Annotated in this window: 14 protein-coding genes; 5 read left to right on the top strand and 9 right to left on the bottom strand. The window is 46.7% G+C overall.

Annotated elements, in window-relative coordinates; genetic code table 11:
• Positions 1 to 6: 6 nt before the first annotated feature.
• Genes WH95_RS15250 through WH95_RS15270 form a run of 5 tightly spaced genes read right to left on the bottom strand, consistent with a single transcriptional unit; the run spans position 7 to position 5,257 of the window.
• Positions 7 to 801, bottom strand: coding sequence for an ABC transporter ATP-binding protein (locus WH95_RS15250; protein ID WP_046508808.1), 795 nt, complete (start codon positions 799 to 801; stop codon positions 7 to 9).
• Positions 788 to 1,648 carry an ABC transporter ATP-binding protein gene (locus tag WH95_RS15255; RefSeq protein ID WP_046508809.1) on the bottom strand — a complete coding sequence of 287 codons (861 nt, stop codon included), beginning with the start codon at positions 1,646 to 1,648 and terminating at the stop codon, positions 788 to 790. Before WH95_RS15255 ends, WH95_RS15250 begins: the two co-directional genes overlap by 14 nt.
• Positions 1,645 to 2,574 (bottom strand): ABC transporter permease, encoded by a 930-nt coding sequence (locus WH95_RS15260; protein WP_046508811.1) that lies wholly within the window; start codon positions 2,572 to 2,574, stop codon positions 1,645 to 1,647. The genes WH95_RS15255 and WH95_RS15260 overlap by 4 nt, the downstream gene beginning before the upstream one ends.
• Before the next feature lies 1 nt (position 2,575).
• Positions 2,576 to 3,643 (bottom strand): ABC transporter permease, encoded by a 1,068-nt coding sequence (locus WH95_RS15265; RefSeq protein WP_046508813.1) that lies wholly within the window; start codon positions 3,641 to 3,643, stop codon positions 2,576 to 2,578.
• 6 nt (positions 3,644 to 3,649) lie between these two features.
• Complete coding sequence (locus WH95_RS15270) at positions 3,650 to 5,257, bottom strand: ABC transporter substrate-binding protein (protein ID WP_046508815.1); 1,608 nt, start codon at positions 5,255 to 5,257, stop codon at positions 3,650 to 3,652.
• 588 nt (positions 5,258 to 5,845) lie between these two features.
• On the opposite strand from WH95_RS15270, the gene WH95_RS15280 reads away from it, so the two are divergent.
• Positions 5,846 to 6,328, top strand: a complete 483-nt coding sequence (locus tag WH95_RS15280; protein WP_046508820.1) for a low molecular weight protein-tyrosine-phosphatase — start codon at positions 5,846 to 5,848, stop codon at positions 6,326 to 6,328.
• Positions 6,329 to 6,347: 19 nt separating this feature from the next.
• Positions 6,348 to 7,307: a DMT family transporter gene (locus WH95_RS15285; protein WP_046508822.1), complete on the top strand. Its 960-nt coding sequence runs from the start codon at positions 6,348 to 6,350 to the stop codon at positions 7,305 to 7,307.
• Here WH95_RS15285 and thpR read toward each other — a convergent pair.
• From thpR to WH95_RS15300, 4 genes are all read right to left on the bottom strand, one after another.
• Positions 7,225 to 7,788 carry an RNA 2',3'-cyclic phosphodiesterase gene (gene thpR / locus WH95_RS21040; RefSeq protein ID WP_082114185.1) on the bottom strand — a complete coding sequence of 188 codons (564 nt, stop codon included), beginning with the start codon at positions 7,786 to 7,788 and terminating at the stop codon, positions 7,225 to 7,227. The two genes, WH95_RS15285 and thpR, sit on opposite strands and share 83 nt — an antisense overlap.
• 85 nt (positions 7,789 to 7,873) lie before the next feature.
• On the bottom strand, positions 7,874 to 8,914 hold the full coding sequence (locus WH95_RS15290) for an NADP(H)-dependent aldo-keto reductase (protein ID WP_046508824.1): 1,041 nt from the start codon (positions 8,912 to 8,914) through the stop codon (positions 7,874 to 7,876).
• Positions 8,915 to 8,930: 16 nt separating this feature from the next.
• Positions 8,931 to 10,109, bottom strand: a complete 1,179-nt coding sequence (locus tag WH95_RS15295) for an FIST signal transduction protein (RefSeq protein ID WP_046508826.1) — start codon at positions 10,107 to 10,109, stop codon at positions 8,931 to 8,933.
• Positions 10,106 to 10,726, bottom strand: a complete 621-nt coding sequence (locus WH95_RS15300; protein ID WP_245622984.1) for an arylesterase — start codon at positions 10,724 to 10,726, stop codon at positions 10,106 to 10,108. Before WH95_RS15300 ends, WH95_RS15295 begins: the two co-directional genes overlap by 4 nt.
• A gap of 314 nt (positions 10,727 to 11,040) precedes the next feature.
• Here WH95_RS15300 and WH95_RS15305 point away from each other — a divergent pair, with 314 nt between their 5' ends.
• From WH95_RS15305 to WH95_RS15315, 3 genes are all read left to right on the top strand, one after another.
• Complete coding sequence (locus WH95_RS15305) at positions 11,041 to 11,775, top strand: ABC transporter ATP-binding protein (RefSeq protein WP_046508828.1); 735 nt, start codon at positions 11,041 to 11,043, stop codon at positions 11,773 to 11,775.
• 5 nt (positions 11,776 to 11,780) lie between these two features.
• On the top strand, positions 11,781 to 14,315 hold the full coding sequence (locus WH95_RS15310; protein ID WP_046508829.1) for an ABC transporter permease: 2,535 nt from the start codon (positions 11,781 to 11,783) through the stop codon (positions 14,313 to 14,315).
• Positions 14,316 to 14,428: 113 nt separating this feature from the next.
• Positions 14,429 to 15,145, top strand: coding sequence for a Bax inhibitor-1/YccA family protein (locus WH95_RS15315; protein WP_046508830.1), 717 nt, complete (start codon positions 14,429 to 14,431; stop codon positions 15,143 to 15,145).
• The last annotated feature ends 83 nt before the right edge of the window (positions 15,146 to 15,228 follow it).

Here is a 15,228-nt window from a genome sequence, read left to right on the forward strand (position 1 = left end):
ATAACTTTAGGCCTCTGGCTGATAGCCTTCGCTCGCTTCGAGCAACTCACGGGTGTATTCGTGTTGAGGTTTTGACTGACGCATGGTTTCAACATCCATAACCTCAACTATTTCACCGTGGCTCATAACTGCGATTTCATCACACATATGCGCAACAACCGCCAGATCATGCGTTACCAGAATATAGGTAAGTTGGCGTTTTTTGCGAATATCAGAAAGCAAATTAAGAATTTCGGCCTGAACCGACACGTCCAATGCAGAGGTTGGTTCGTCCAACAGCATAATGTCTGGTTCCAACATCAGGGCCCGGGCAATCGCCACGCGTTGTCGCTGACCACCAGATAGCTGATGGGGATATCGGAATCTAAACGAAGTCCCCAACCCCACATCGATCAAGGCCTGATTCACACGATCATCAATGTTATCAAACTTGTGAAGCCGCAGTGGCTCAGACAAAGTCCGGTCAATACTGTGTCTGGGATGCAAAGACGCATACGGGTCTTGAAAAACCATCTGAATTGTCCGGCAATAGGACATTTCACGCTTTTTACTGATTGGCTCACCATTAACAGCAACCGTACCATCCCAGTTGGTTACCAACCCACTTACAGCACGAAGAACCGTCGATTTACCCGATCCGGATTCTCCAACCAGACCAAATGATCCACCTGCTTCAACAGAAATAGAAACATCTTTGACGGCGCGAAATTTTTCATGCCCTTCGCCAAAGTAAACATTCAAATTTTGAATATCCAGGGCAATAGGCGATTTGTTTAGCGTTGCATTATCAGAGGAAGGCATCGACACTTGGGTCCTCTATCCATTTCGGGTCACGTTCAAGGACCGATAGCTGATCTTTGGGCTTGTGAATATCCGGTAAGGCGTTCAGCAAGCCACGCGTATAAGGATGTTTCGCATTTTGCAGTTCATCGGCCCGACAGGTTTCGACGATGCGGCCACCATACATAATGATGACACGATCACAAAAAGACGCGACAAGATTCAAGTCATGGCTGATGAAAATCAGCCCCATGCCCCGTTCCTGCACCAATTTATCCATGATCTGTAATACCCGGCGTTGAACCGTTACATCCAACGCAGATGTTGGCTCATCGGCGATCAACAAATCAGGCTCAGGAATAAGCATCATAGCAATCATAATGCGCTGTCCCATCCCGCCGGAAACTTCGTGCGGATAGCTATCATAAACCCGTTCAGGGTTACGAATTTGCACAGCGTTGAGCATCTCAATCGATCTTTTCTTTGCTTCTGCCTTCGATGCATTAGTATGGATACGATACGCTTCGGATATCTGATCACCAACCTTCATCACCGGGTTCAGCGAAAATTTAGGGTCCTGCATCACCAGAGAAATTTTGTGCCCTCTGACATCCCGCATTTCTTTCTCACTCAGGGCCTGCAAATCCTGTCCATCAAAGTAAATTTTTTTGGCCTCGACTTCCCCCGGGTGACGAATCAAACGCAGGATCGATCGCCCTGTCATGGATTTACCAGACCCGGATTCACCAACAATCCCAACACGCTCGCGCCCCACAGAGAAGGAAATGCCACGAACGGCCTCTACAACACGCTTCTTGGATGCAAAGCGAACCCAGAGATCTTCAACTTCCAAAAGTGGTTTACTCATGACTGTGCCTTCTTTGGATCGAGAATATCACGCAGACCATCACCAAGCAGATTAAAGCCAAGAGAAACGATAAAAATAGCCAACCCCGGCATGGTCGCGATCCACCAGTGATCGTGAATAAACTGGCGGCCGGATGAAATCATGGCCCCCCATTCTGGGCTCGGCGGTTGTGCGCCAAGACCAAGAAAGCCAAGGCCCGCAGCCGTTAGAATAATACCGGCCATATCCAGCGTCACACGCACGATGAGCGAAGACATACACATGGGCCATATGTGCCCAAGAATGATACGCAGTCGACCAGCCCCCTGAAGTTGAATAGCCGCAATATAGTCACTGTTTCGAATGGTCAGTGTTTCCGCCCGGGCAATACGGGCATACGGAGGCCAAGCAGTTAAGGATATGGCCAAGATGGCGTTTTCGATACCTGCACCCAAAGCTGATACAAACGCCAACGCCAAAACCAGGCGAGGAAAAGCAAGGAAGATATCGGTAACCCGCATTAGAACAGTATCGACCCAACCGCCCAGATAACCGGAAACAGTCCCAACCAATAGTCCGAAAACAGGGGCTGTAAAAGCAACCAATGCCACAATAAATAATGTAATTCGTGACCCGTATATTATCCGGCTCCAGATATCGCGTCCGGAATCATCCGTCCCCAGAATATGCCCTTCCGTCAATGGCGGAAGCAATGTTGCTTTCAAATCCTGAATAGCGGGATCATGGGTTGCCAGCAAAGGCGCAAAGATTGCAACCAGAACCAACAGGACAATGATCATAAAACCCAAGAACGCCAGTCGATTGGCAACAAGAGACTGCCACCCCGCATAAAGTTGCACCATTTGGGCATGGAATCGTGATTCAGGGGATTCACTGTTCAACCAGCCTTTTAACCCCTGATTATACGATGTTGTATCTGTACTCATACTAACGGGCCCTCGGATCAACAACTTTGTATAGGAAATCTGACAGAAGATTCAGGCCTACAAAAATAAGGCCAACGACAACCGTCCCACCAATCACAGCATTCATATCGGCAGAAAGCAGAGCTGTGGTCAGATATGACCCCAATCCAGGCCAGGCAAAGATAATCTCTGTCAAAACAGAGCCTTCCAGAAGGTTTGCATAGGAAAGCGCAATGACAGTTATTAATGGGATCATCACGTTACCCAAGGCATGGCGCCAGATAACGGTCCGTTCCGAAAGCCCCTTGACCCGGGCCGTCGTAATATATTCCTGCGAAAGCTGCTCAAGCATAAAGGATCTGGTCATACGACTAATGTAAGCCAGGGAATAATAGCCAAGAATAGATGCAGGCAAGATGATGTGCGAGAAGGCATTCCAAAAAATATCAAGATCACCTTCGATCAGACTGTCGACCAGAATCAATCCGGTTACCACCGGAATCACATCTTCGTAATAGACATCAAGACGTCCCGGCCCGCCGACCCAATCCAATACGCCATAGAAAATAATGAGACCGACAAGCCCGATCCAGAAAATCGGCATGGAATAACCGAAAAGCCCGACAAAACGGACAACTTGGTCCTGCCATTTTCCTTCGTGTACCGCGGCCATAACACCCATTGGCACACCAAAGAGAACACCAAAAATAGTGCCGACGGTTGCCAGCTCCAGGGTAGCAGGGAAAACGCGTAAAATATCCTCGGAGACAGGCCTAGCCGTAAGATTGGAAATACCAAAATCGCCCACAGCAATCTGTTGTAAGAAGATCCCGAACTGAACCATTAAAGGCTTGTCCAAACCAAGAGATTTATAAGCCGCGTCATAAATTTCCTGTGACGCGCGTTCACCGACGATCGCCAAAACGGGATCGACAGGCATGACACGACCAATAATAAAAGTAACAAACAAAAGGCCAACTAAGGTGAGCAGCACAGTAAAAAGCACTGTGACCAAACTCTTAAGACGCTTTAGAAGCGGCACGGAAGATCCGCGCCGCTTCGGCGTCGCTGTATCAACAGCATTACTCATCAGATACTACTTTGTAACTGTCCAATAAACGACCTGAGAAACCGCAGATCCAGTATAGAAACCCTGAACATTGGCTTGACGGCCAGTTTGCTCATTCTTCTGGAACATTTCTACGAAAGGTGAGGTCATCTGATGCTCTTTTTGTATATCAATATACATCTGAGCACGTTTTGCACCATCAGTTTCCTGAGCAGCAGCAACTGTCATTGCTGTCATTTCTGGAATATCCCAGGAATTACGCCATGCGAGCTTACCAGTTAATTTTGCTTCATCGCGGTTATCCGGGTTAGATGCAAATGTATCGGCATTTGTATGCGGATCAGGATAATCCGGGCCCCATGCACCTACATAGATTTGGAAATCACGTGCACGATATTTGCCCAAGATCTGTTTACCAGTTCCCTGCGTTAGACTGACATTAATGCCTGCCTGCTTGAAAGTATTCTGAATGGACTGTGCAATCTGGATACGCTCTTGCGCATTACGCACAATGATTTCAACATCAAAACCATCAGCATGGCCCGCTTCGGCAAGAAGTTTTTTGCCTTTGGCCATATCCAGCTTGAATGGCTTGTCTTTTAGCTCACCCATATATGTCAAAGGCAAGAAAGCCTGATGCACAACGTACTGGCCCTTCAGGAAAGAATTAACCATTCCGTCATAGTCGATCAGATAACGCAGGGCTTCGCGTACTTTCGGCTTGGATAGAATAGGATCTTTCTGGTTCATGGAAATGTACATGATACGACCACGCAGATCGTTATCTACTGCCAGATCAGAATTACTGGAAATACCTTCGACATCTGTTGGGTTTAGGTTGCGCGCAACATCAATATCACCCTTTTCCAAAAGCAAACGCTGTGTTGCTGATTCTGGAATGTGACGAACGATTACGCTTTTCATTGTTGGCTTAGCTGCCCAGTAGTCAGCGTTAACTTTCAGGCGATAAGACTCGTTAGGCTTCCAGTTAATCAAAGAATAAGCACCGGAACCTGCTGAGTTCGTTTGCAGCCATTTATTACCCCAATCACCATCAACTTCGTGAGATTGAACCAGCTTAGAATCAACAATTGATGAAACAACAGCCGCAAAACAGTTCAACACGAAAGACGGCGCATATTTTTTATCAGTCGTCACAACCAGCGTATAGTCATCAGTCGCTTTAATAGTTGTTTCAACGTTATCGGCATCAAATCCAAACTGTGTCAGAATAAACGATGGCGTCTTTTTCATTACAACAGCACGGCGCAGAGAATATTCAGCATCGTGTGCGGTAATGTCGTTGCCTGAATGGAATTTACGTCCCTTGGCAATTTTAAAGGTAAAGGTTTTACCATCTTCGCTAATCGTCCAGCTTTCAGCCAAACCAGGTTGATAGCCTTTGGACAGATCAGCAGGATCAAATGTTACAAGCTTGTCGTAAACGTTATTGGAATAATCCGACCCGGCAAATTCAAACAGATCATGTGGATCAAGTGATGTAATATCATCAATACGATTGGCAATGACGAGTACGTTATCTGGTGTTCCAGCATAGGTAGCAGTCGCCGATAATGCAGAAACAGAAACAGCCGTGGCAAAGGCCAGACCTTTCAATAAATTCTTTATCTTCACTTTGGACTCCCTGTATTAGATGCGCCGCTTTTGGGAAAACCTTATTGGTTCTCAGCTGATTTTTATGCGCCGCTGACATAGCGTTGCCCCAATCGAAACTTTTGTCAACGCTCTGAAAACAAATTAACAGGATGAAAACTATAGAAAAACACCAAAATTTTGCCGCGTAAACTCAACCTGAAATTGAAAAATAAATCAATAAATCTTTTTAAAAACGACCCTTTATGTTCAACAACCACCATAACGGAATCAGAAAACAAGCGATATTGGCTGATTAAAAATTCTTTCAAAATTGCGCGCATGAAGTGCTTAATAAAATTGTGAGAAATATATATTCATATGTTTAAAACTTCCTCAATTGGTTCAACCAAATTATTTCTCACAGCTATTGCTGTCGAATATTTATTGTATACAATCCTAGCTGGAAAGTTGATCTTGCTAACAATTTAGTTGGTAGCAGATGAATCAAACCAAACAGATTTTATCCATAAATATAACAATCTGTTTTCTATAGCCGTACACTCCAATTTACCCAAACCTGCGCAATCGCAACCAAAAAACAGAACATTGGACGGGAACACCCAAAAGATGAAAAAGTATGCAGTTCTTTTTGTTTGCACGGGGAATATTTGTCGTTCGCCCGCAGCTGATGGAATCTTACGACACAAGCTGCAAGCAGAAAATCTGGATCCTTTTGTTGTAACAGATTCTGTTGGCACACATAGCTACCACATAGGCGAACCCCCAACCAGAACAGGTCTGAAGCTTGCCGCCAAAAGAGGGTATGATTATTCAGATCTAAGAGCACGACAGCTTTCAACTGCAGACTTCGAAAACTTTGATCTTATTTTGGCAATGGACTTTGGCCACTTGGAAATCATTCAAGGGAAGTGTCCCGAAAAATACCAAAATAAAATAGGCATGTTTCTGTATTACAGTCCTCTGGATGATAAAGAGGTAAAAGACCCTTATTATGGCGGACCGCAAGATTATGAAAACATGTTAGATGTCATTGAAACTGGTGTCTCTAACCTCGTGGACCACTTAAAAACACAAATCAACGACCACTAAGAACGGATGCATCTACCAAATGAGTACATCGTCAGGGACTTCGCAACACGCACACGAAGATCGAATCATTCTTGGAATCATTTTGGCGATTCTAATGGTCTTTTGCACATCTGTTATGGATGGAATTGCCAAATGGCTCACCGCATCCTATAGCATCATTAGCATCATATTGGTCCGCAACCTGTTCAGTTTGCCCCTGGCAATGGCTCTTGTTGCCAAAACGGGGGGGCTCGCCACCCTTAAATCTGATCGTCCACTGCTATTACTGGCACGATCATCTCTCATCATTTTTGCGGCCGGTACTTTTTATGCTGCCCTTCCCTTTATGCCTTTGGCAGAGGTCTTTGCCATAGCTTTCGTCGCCCCTCTATTTACAACCGTACTCTCCGTGATTTTCCTGAAAGAAAAAGTCGGATGGCATCGCTGGGCCGTTGTCTTCACGGGTTTTGGTGGCGTCCTTGTCATTTTACAGCCCGGGACTGATACCTTTCAACCCGCAGCAATACTACCTGTCATCGCGGCATTTGTTTATGCCCTGCTCATGATCCTGACACGAAAACTTCGCCATCATTGCAGCTCTTCCGGCATGACATTTTGGGGCACCGTTACAACAGTTTGTTTGGCCTCAACGTCCCTTGCCCTGCCTTGGGAAGCCTTTTCCTGGACCTTGCCAAGTAACACTGACTTGCTGATGCTAATGGGTATGGCCGCTGTTGCAACAACGGCACACTTTCTAACCGGGCAAGCCTATCGCTATGCCCCGGCTGCGGTTATCGCACCTTTCGATTACACCATGTTGATATGGGGTATAATTTTTGGATGGGTTTTTTGGGATGAAATCCCCGAAGCACATGTTCTACTTGGCGCAAGCATTATAATTGCCAGTGGTTTGTACATTATATATCGAGAGTCTCGGTCCACGAATAAAACGGTTCTGGATAGTCAGCCTCCAGAAAATAGCACGCCCCCGACGGTGTAAGTTTACTGGAATAGAGCCCAAAACTTTCCACCGTGAATTCAGGATGAGAGAAAAGATTGTTATCTCGTAAATAAGCCCCAAAGGCAGGCCCCGGGTTACTTTTGAAACGACAAAGAGTCACATGGGGCGTGAACTTTTCTCGCTCTAGCTTGATACCTGTAGATTGTGCAGCATATTCTACCTTACGCCTAAGGTCTGAAATTTCAGGGGTTTTCTCAACCCCTGCCCACAACATTCTTGGCCCGTTTTCTTTACCAAAAAAACCGACCCCACTTAAACGAACGGGAAAGGGGTTAAAATGCAACCGACTAAAAGCATCGTCTAAATCCCGGGCCTGAGCCCCGTCCAGATCCCCAAAAAAACGCAGCGTAATATGGAAATTTTCAGGGGCAACCCACCGTTGCCCCGGCAACCCATGACACAGTCCCAATAGCCGTAATCTTGCTTCTTCGGGAAGAGCAATGGCACTGAACAGCCTCATGGGTACCTCCTGTAAAACAACAAAGCCGAAAACCTAATACCTTTTTCATAACCGATACTTCAAATCATCGATCAAACAAAGGCAGCTATGGACAAGGAATAGTGTGTTTTCGACCAAGTTCTTCAATTTCCGCTAAAACCTCTTTTGACAGATTAATCTCTGCCGATTCAATATTTGCCTTCAATTGTGCCATCTTTGTGGCCCCGATAATCGGGGCCGTCACAAAAGGACGTGAACGCACAAAAGCCAGCGCCATTTGTGCAGGATCAAGATGATGACGTTCGGCTAGATCAACATAATCGGCAATCGCTGATTGACCCCTGTCCCCCATATAGCGGGTATTATCAGGAAAAAGAGTCATCCGCGCGCCCTCGGGACGTGCGCCCCCAAGATATTTACCGGTCAAACTGCCCGCACCTAATGGTGCATAGGGAAGCAAGCCAATATCTTCTCGCATGGAAATTTCAGCCAGACCAACCTCAAAACTTCTGTTCAAAAGGCTATAGGGGTTTTGTATGGAAACCATGCGTGGTCCCCGCCCTTGTTCGGCAAGCTTTAAAAACTGCATGGTTCCCCATGGCGTTTCATTGGAAAGACCGACTTGACGAATTTTCCCAGCCTTTACCAATTCATCCAGAATACTCAGTGTTTCTTCCGGTTGTGTAATTTGTTCTTGTTCACGATGTTCAAAGCCAAGCTGACCAAAAATATTGGAGTTTCGATCTGGCCAATGAAGCTGGTAAAGATCAATATAGTCGGTCTTTAATCGCTTTAATGAATTATCTAATGCTGCAACAATATGCTTTCGGTTAAAGCGTGAAACCTCGCCGCGAATATACGTTTGCGCCGGGCTGGGACCAGCCACTTTTGACGCCAAAACAACCTTGTCGCGATTACCACGCTCTTGAAACCAGTTACCAATTATTTCTTCGGTACGACCATAGGTTTCTGCCTTGGGCGGTACCGCATAAATTTCGGCCGTATCAAAGAAATTAATTCCTTTATCCAGTGCATAGTCCATCTGTTCAAAGGCTTCGTCTTGCGTATTTTGCTCTCCCCAAGTCATTGTACCCAGGCAAATTTCACTGACCTTAATATCTGTGCGGCCTAATTTGGTATATTCCATAACATCCTCAATTACTTTAATAAAAAAGGGTCAAAACCCCGGTATATCCATATAATCTATCATGAGATACTTCACCATTTGCATAGAAGCCAACTAATGGCATATCCCCGAATTCCTGACGCAGGACATTAAGCTCTTCCGAGTTTGGTCCAAAAAGCACCTGCCCTCTTCCCAGGCATGAGTAGTATAACCCAGCCTTGGGCGGACGTGGTAATCGTGCTCGGATATCATCCAGCAAACGGTTAAGATCTTTTCGCGCGGCCTCATTATCTCGCCGACAAAAAAAGATCGGCTGCCCAGCCATAACTTCTTCGGTGATGTTCAGGGAACCATCACTGGTATCAATACTCATCAGGTTCCGGACCAGATAATCATCACTGTCGCTGCCTTCAACCGGAAAGCCAACAAAGATATAACCACCAATCTTGCTCAAATCGCGGGATAAAAGTTCCCCGATATCTTCTTTGAGAACATCCAACGCCGGGCGGCCATCAATTGTATATATCTTCTGCTCGTCAGCCGATGTGATCATCCTTTTGGGACCAATGGGCGTACAGCCCTGGGTCAGGCCAGTTATCGCGGGAATAGAATCGTTAAAGAAAACACCAGACAAAGGACAATCCGTCACATGGTTGGCAATTTGCGGCAACTCACCACGAGATGAAGCCAATCCGCCAACAAGGTATGTTTCCAACCCGGCAGAAAGCGATGAAATTTGCAAAGGCAGATCATAATGACGGGGATCACCGTGTATCAGGCCAAGATAGGCACTATTCTGTTCCAGCCAACTTTCGACCCCTTCCCCTGTTACGACAAGCTTGATCCCTTCGTCCATTTCCGCCTGTCCCGATTCAAACACCTGAAACGTACCGGATGGAAAAGAACCGATCATGACGCATAATCCTGGTTCATCGTATAGTTCCACGGCAGAAAAGCGTCCAAGCTGATTAGCCGCGTTTGCTCCGACCCCAATTCCAACCGTACCTGTCCAATTTTCAAGGCCTGTTTTTGTTTTCAGAAAAGTCAGAATACTCGATAAATCATCTGCAAAAACATCCGTGGCATAGATAAAGCCCAGATTAGCCTGTGTCGGCAAATCCCCCATACCATTTAGAATTTCTGCGCAGGCCTTTGCCCAGTCTGGTGAGGACGAAAAAGCCGCCTTGAATCTGGGGTCTGCCCGTACCGTATTCATTCCGTGCCCTGCTCAAGAAACGGAACCAGATAGGGTAAAATATTCTGTACAATCACATCCACACCCTGGCGGTTTGGGTGAATACCATCCCCCTGATTCAATGACGGATCTAGTGCGACCCCTTCCAGGAAAAAAGGGTAGAAAGCGACATTATATTCTTCCGCCAGTTCAGGATAAATCCGATCAAACTCGGCAACGTATTCGGTACCCAAATTTCTGGGGGCCTGCATCCCGGTCAGCAGTACCTTGGCACCTGTTTTTTTGAAGCCGGCAATAATCTGACTGAGATTTTCACGGGTCTGCGATGGTTCCAGCCCTCTCAGCCCGTCATTCGCACCCAACTCAACGATGACAACCTTGGCTTCATCCATGAGCGCCCATTCCAGGCGCGAACGTCCGGATGCAGAAGTATCGCCAGAGTTTCCCCCATTAATCACCGTGACATTGTATCCGGCTTCGTGCAACGCAACCTGTAGCCGTTCAGGAAAGGTATCTCCAGCCTCTAGCCCATAGCCATGGGTTAGGCTATCCCCGAAAGCCAAAATCTTAACAGGTGTTTCTGCATAGGATAAATTAGCGGAAAGAAGGGTAAGGAAAAAATACGGGACGAGACGCAATAAACGCCTACAAAAAAATTTAATCATCATCTATAGGATCAATCATTTCCATAAAAAGCAATAACCATTACGTATTATACCCTGAAATATGTTCGATAGCTCATAGGAACAAGACCTGTTCACGATATCCTGATTTTCTTTTTGGAGAACCCTTTTGATTTTATCGTCGCTTCTTAAAATCTTCCTTACGTAACAACATTTTAAATCATACAAAAACGAATACACTAAATCTCAATGATTGAAATCCTGATATCGGCCACTATATAGGTTTCTGATCAAAGCTTTATGACAATACAGAGAAAGTCTTTCCTATCATGACCTCGGGCTCGAAAAATCTTGTTTGTCTTTCAAATGTCAATCTGACCTTGGGCTCATTGGCAGGAAAAGTTGATATTCTCAAAGATATTAATCTAAACATAAACAAAGGCGAGACCGTCTCTGTCGTCGGTCCGTCCGGTGCCGGGAAATCATCGATGATGATGCTGATGGCAGGCTTGGAAGCCGCAACATCTGGCAGTGTTGAAATAGATGGACACGACTTGGGCAAGCTGGACGAAGACGCCCTCGCACGTTTCCGCAGGGACGCCGTAGGTATTGTTTTTCAGGACTTTCACCTTATTCCCACGATGACAGCCCTTGAAAACGTCGCTGTTCCATTAGAATTCGCACGCGAGCCAGATGCTTTGAAACGGGCCCGGGAAAGGCTGGAATCTGTCGGCCTAGGTCACAGGCTGGATCATTTCCCCGGACAACTCTCGGGCGGAGAACAGCAAAGAGTAGCTCTGGCACGAGCCTTCGCTGCAGAGCCGAAAATTCTCTTGGCAGATGAACCAACCGGGAACCTTGATAGCGCCACAGGGGAAATGGTTATAGAACTACTTTTCAAACTGCAAAAAGACCACGATACAACCCTTATTCTCATCACCCACGACCCACGTCTGGCAGCTATGTGTAATCGCACCATCACCCTTCAGGATGGACAGCTAAAAGAAGAAAACACCAGTTCAACGGCCCAAAATCCCGCTCCTGCTGCAGCATCACAGGGCTAATCAACATGTCAAAACGCCTCCCCTTCTCTCTTGCTGCCAACTATGCCTTTCGCGAACTGCGTGGTGGTATAAAAGGCTTTCGCATATTTCTGGCCTGCTTGTTTTTAGGCGTTGCGGCCATTGCCGCCGTTGGCTCAATCTCTGCCGCCATTGAACAGGGACTAAGGAATGATGGTCGAAATCTGCTGGGCGGTGATATTGCGCTTAATCTGGTTCATCGCAAAGCTTCGGACGAACAACTGAACTGGCTTCAGGACAAAGGGGAAATTTCACTTGTTCGCGAAATGCGCACAATGGGCAAACAAGCCGTCGAAGGCGGCAAACGAACGTTGATAGAATTACGCGCCGTTGATGACGTTTATCCTCTCTACGGCGATGTGATTCTTGAGCCCAACATTCTCCTGTCAGACGCACTGGCCAAAACCGATAAAGGATGGGGTACCGTTCTCGCCCCCAATCTTATGCGAAAACTCGACCTAGAGGTTGGCGATCAAATCGTTGTTGGCAATGGACACTATGAAATACGGGCATCCCTGATAAAAGAGCCGGATCTCTCAACCCGCGCCTTTACCTATGGCCCGACGGTTATGGTATCCGGGGAAAGCCTCGAAGGTACAGGTCTTATTCAGCCCGGTAGTATGGTTCGATATGATTATCGCTTGGCCCTGCCCATAGAAACAGACCTCAAAGCTTTTCAGGAAACCATTACCACGACCTTCCCCGAAGCAGGGTGGCGGATAAGAAGTTCAGAAAAAGCGGCACCACGTATCAGTCAGTTTATTGATGTACTGGGGATGTATTTGACACTTATCGGGCTGGCGACATTGCTTGTTGGCGGTGTAGGCATTGCCAATGCGGTAAAGAGCTTTATGGATAGTAAAGTAGGTGTCGTTGCAACATTGAAATGTCTTGGGGCCTCATCAAGGCTGATTTTCCAAATTTACCTCATTCAAATACTTTTCCTGACCCTGATAGGCACTATCACAGGTTTGATTGCTGGCGCATCCGCGCCCTATATCGCCAGTGCCTTTGCCAAAGATATCCTGGGGTGGGAAATCGCCGCACAGTTTTATGCTGAACCTCTTTTGCTGGCCGCAGCTTTTGGCTTTCTGACTGCTTTCACCTTTTCGATTTGGTCCCTGTCCAAGGCTGGGAAAACATCACCTGCGCGTCTTTTCAGGGATTTAACATCCCCGATTACCGGACGCCCGACCCCAAAGGCAATGTTGGCTTTAACACTAAGTGCTATTCTCTTGGCACTGACGGCAATTGCCTTTGCAAGTAACCCTAAAATTGCCGGTTTCTTCATTGTGGGCGCAATCAGTACCTTCGCCATTTACAACTGTGTTGGCTGGCTGATAACCAAACTCACCAAGTTTTTGCCACGGGCAACACACCCCGCACTGCGCACCGCAATTGCGAACCTACATCGGCCTGGTGCGCCAACAACAAGCGTTATCCTGTCAATGGGGCTGGGACTTACCGTTCTTGTCATCGTTGCACTGCTAGAGGGAAATGTTCGACAGGCTGTCACACAAAGCCTGCCCGAAGAAGCACCCGGCTTTTATTTCATTGATATCCAACCTGAACAGGTTGAGGAATTTGACGCGCTTGTAAAAAGTACAGCTGGTGTCAACGAATTACGGCGGGTTCCCATGATGCGCGGCAGGATTACAGCTGTAAACGGCACCCCGCCTTCCGAGTTAGAGATTCCAAGTGAAATCAAATGGGTATTTCGTAGTGATCGCGGCCTGACATGGTCCGCCGAGATGCCAAAAAACACCAAACTCGTGGATGGGAACTGGTGGCCTGAGGACTATAACGGCAAACCTTTGGTGTCTCTCGACCAAGCTGTTGCAGAAGGGTTAGGCCTCACGATCGGAGATAACCTAACCATCAACCTCTTGGGACGCCCTGTTGATGTAGAAATAGCGAATTTACGAAAAATCGATTGGGGCGGGCTGGAAATCAACTTTGTTATGGTTTTTTCACCAGGCCTGATGTCTAAAGCACCACAAACTCATATCGCTACGGTCAAAGCATTACCAGAAATAGAAGACGCACTGGAAATCAAAGTCACCGACCAATTCTCCAACGTTTCGTCCATTCGCGTCAAAGAAGCACTGGAAGCCGCAACTGAGCTGCTCAGTCACGTTGCGCTAGCGCTTTCCGTTATTGCTGTCGTTGCCTTGTTGGCCGGCACTCTGGTTCTGGGGGGCGCTGTCGCTGCTGGTCATCGCCGCCGGGTGTATGATTCCGTTGTCTTAAAGGTCTTAGGCGCAAGCAGACGGTCACTTGCCGCAACTTTCTTTTTGGAATTTGGCATGTTGGGACTGATTTCAGCCATGGTAGCCGTCGTCATTGGCGGGGCGGCATCCTGGGCGATTACCGTCTATATTTTACGTCTTGAATTCACCTTACTTACCGAAGTTGTCCTCTTGACACCCCTGCTGGCTTTGCTTGCAACACTGGTCTGTGGCTATGCCGGAACATGGAGTGCCCTGCGGCAACGCCCCGCTGCATTGTTACGAAATGAATAAATTTTCAGTTGAAGAGGTAATATCCGACTAAAAAACCCGATTATAGTTGATTTTTAAACAACAAGACCCAATATTAGGGTCAGCTTTTACGTAAATACGAAACGAGGTTTCTTATGATCGACCGTTCCACACAACGCAGTGTTGGATATGGCCAGGCAACAGCAGCCGACATTGATGCTGGTCTGCGCAAATACATGCTTGGCGTATACAACTATATGTCAATTGCTCTTGTCATTACCGGACTTGCTGCTTTCGGCGTGTCTCAAAGCCCGGAACTTATGTATGCAATTTTTGGCTCACCTTTAAAATGGGTCGTTATGCTTGCACCACTAGGAATGGTTTTTTTCTTAAGCGCTCGTATTAACAGCCTTCAAGCTTCAACTGCTCAAATATTATTTTGGGTTTTCTCTGTGTTGATGGGAGTTTCAATCTCTTCTATCTTCATTGCATATGAAATGGGCTCAATCGCCCGCGTATTCTTCATCACAGCGGCCTCTTTTGCCGGTTTGAGCCTTGTCGGTTACACAACCAAAAAGAACCTGTCAGCGATGGGATCTTTCCTGATCATCGGTCTTTTTGGTCTTATTATCGCAAGTATCGTCAACATCTTCATAGGCTCTTCTGGGCTTGAGTTTGTAATTTCCGTTCTTGGTGTTCTGATCTTTGCAGGCCTTACCGCTTACGATACACAGCGCATCAAGCTGATGTATATGGAAAGTGACCATTCAGAAGTTGCCCAGAAAAAATCTATTATGGGCGCACTTTCACTGTACTTGAACTTCCTGAATATGTTCCTGTTCCTGCTACAGCTTTTTGGTAACCGCGAATAAGCTTTAACAGTAGAATTCCAAAACAAAAGCCCGGCGAGCTCTATCGCCGGGCTCAGACCGTTGACAAACCCCGTCGATTTTCG

It is taken from the genome of Kiloniella litopenaei, from assembly GCF_000982415.1.
In the GTDB taxonomy this organism is placed as follows: domain Bacteria; phylum Pseudomonadota; class Alphaproteobacteria; order Kiloniellales; family Kiloniellaceae; genus Kiloniella; species Kiloniella litopenaei.

Excerpts from the sequence above, each read along its gene's own strand:
- WH95_RS15250 (WP_046508808.1), bottom strand. The coding sequence starts at position 801 with ATGCCTTCCTCTGATAATGCAACGCTAAACAAATCGCCTATTGCCCTG.
- WH95_RS15255 (WP_046508809.1), bottom strand. The coding sequence starts at position 1,648 with ATGAGTAAACCACTTTTGGAAGTTGAAGATCTCTGGGTTCGCTTTGCA.
- WH95_RS15260 (WP_046508811.1), bottom strand. The coding sequence starts at position 2,574 with ATGAGTACAGATACAACATCGTATAATCAGGGGTTAAAAGGCTGGTTG.
- WH95_RS15265 (WP_046508813.1), bottom strand. The coding sequence starts at position 3,643 with ATGAGTAATGCTGTTGATACAGCGACGCCGAAGCGGCGCGGATCTTCC.
- WH95_RS15280 (WP_046508820.1), top strand. The coding sequence starts at position 5,846 with ATGAAAAAGTATGCAGTTCTTTTTGTTTGCACGGGGAATATTTGTCGT.
- WH95_RS15285 (WP_046508822.1), top strand. The coding sequence starts at position 6,348 with ATGAGTACATCGTCAGGGACTTCGCAACACGCACACGAAGATCGAATC.
- thpR (WP_082114185.1), bottom strand. The coding sequence starts at position 7,788 with ATGAGGCTGTTCAGTGCCATTGCTCTTCCCGAAGAAGCAAGATTACGG.
- WH95_RS15290 (WP_046508824.1), bottom strand. The coding sequence starts at position 8,914 with ATGGAATATACCAAATTAGGCCGCACAGATATTAAGGTCAGTGAAATT.
- WH95_RS15295 (WP_046508826.1), bottom strand. The coding sequence starts at position 10,109 with ATGAATACGGTACGGGCAGACCCCAGATTCAAGGCGGCTTTTTCGTCC.
- WH95_RS15305 (WP_046508828.1), top strand. The coding sequence starts at position 11,041 with ATGACCTCGGGCTCGAAAAATCTTGTTTGTCTTTCAAATGTCAATCTG.
- WH95_RS15310 (WP_046508829.1), top strand. The coding sequence starts at position 11,781 with ATGTCAAAACGCCTCCCCTTCTCTCTTGCTGCCAACTATGCCTTTCGC.
- WH95_RS15315 (WP_046508830.1), top strand. The coding sequence starts at position 14,429 with ATGATCGACCGTTCCACACAACGCAGTGTTGGATATGGCCAGGCAACA.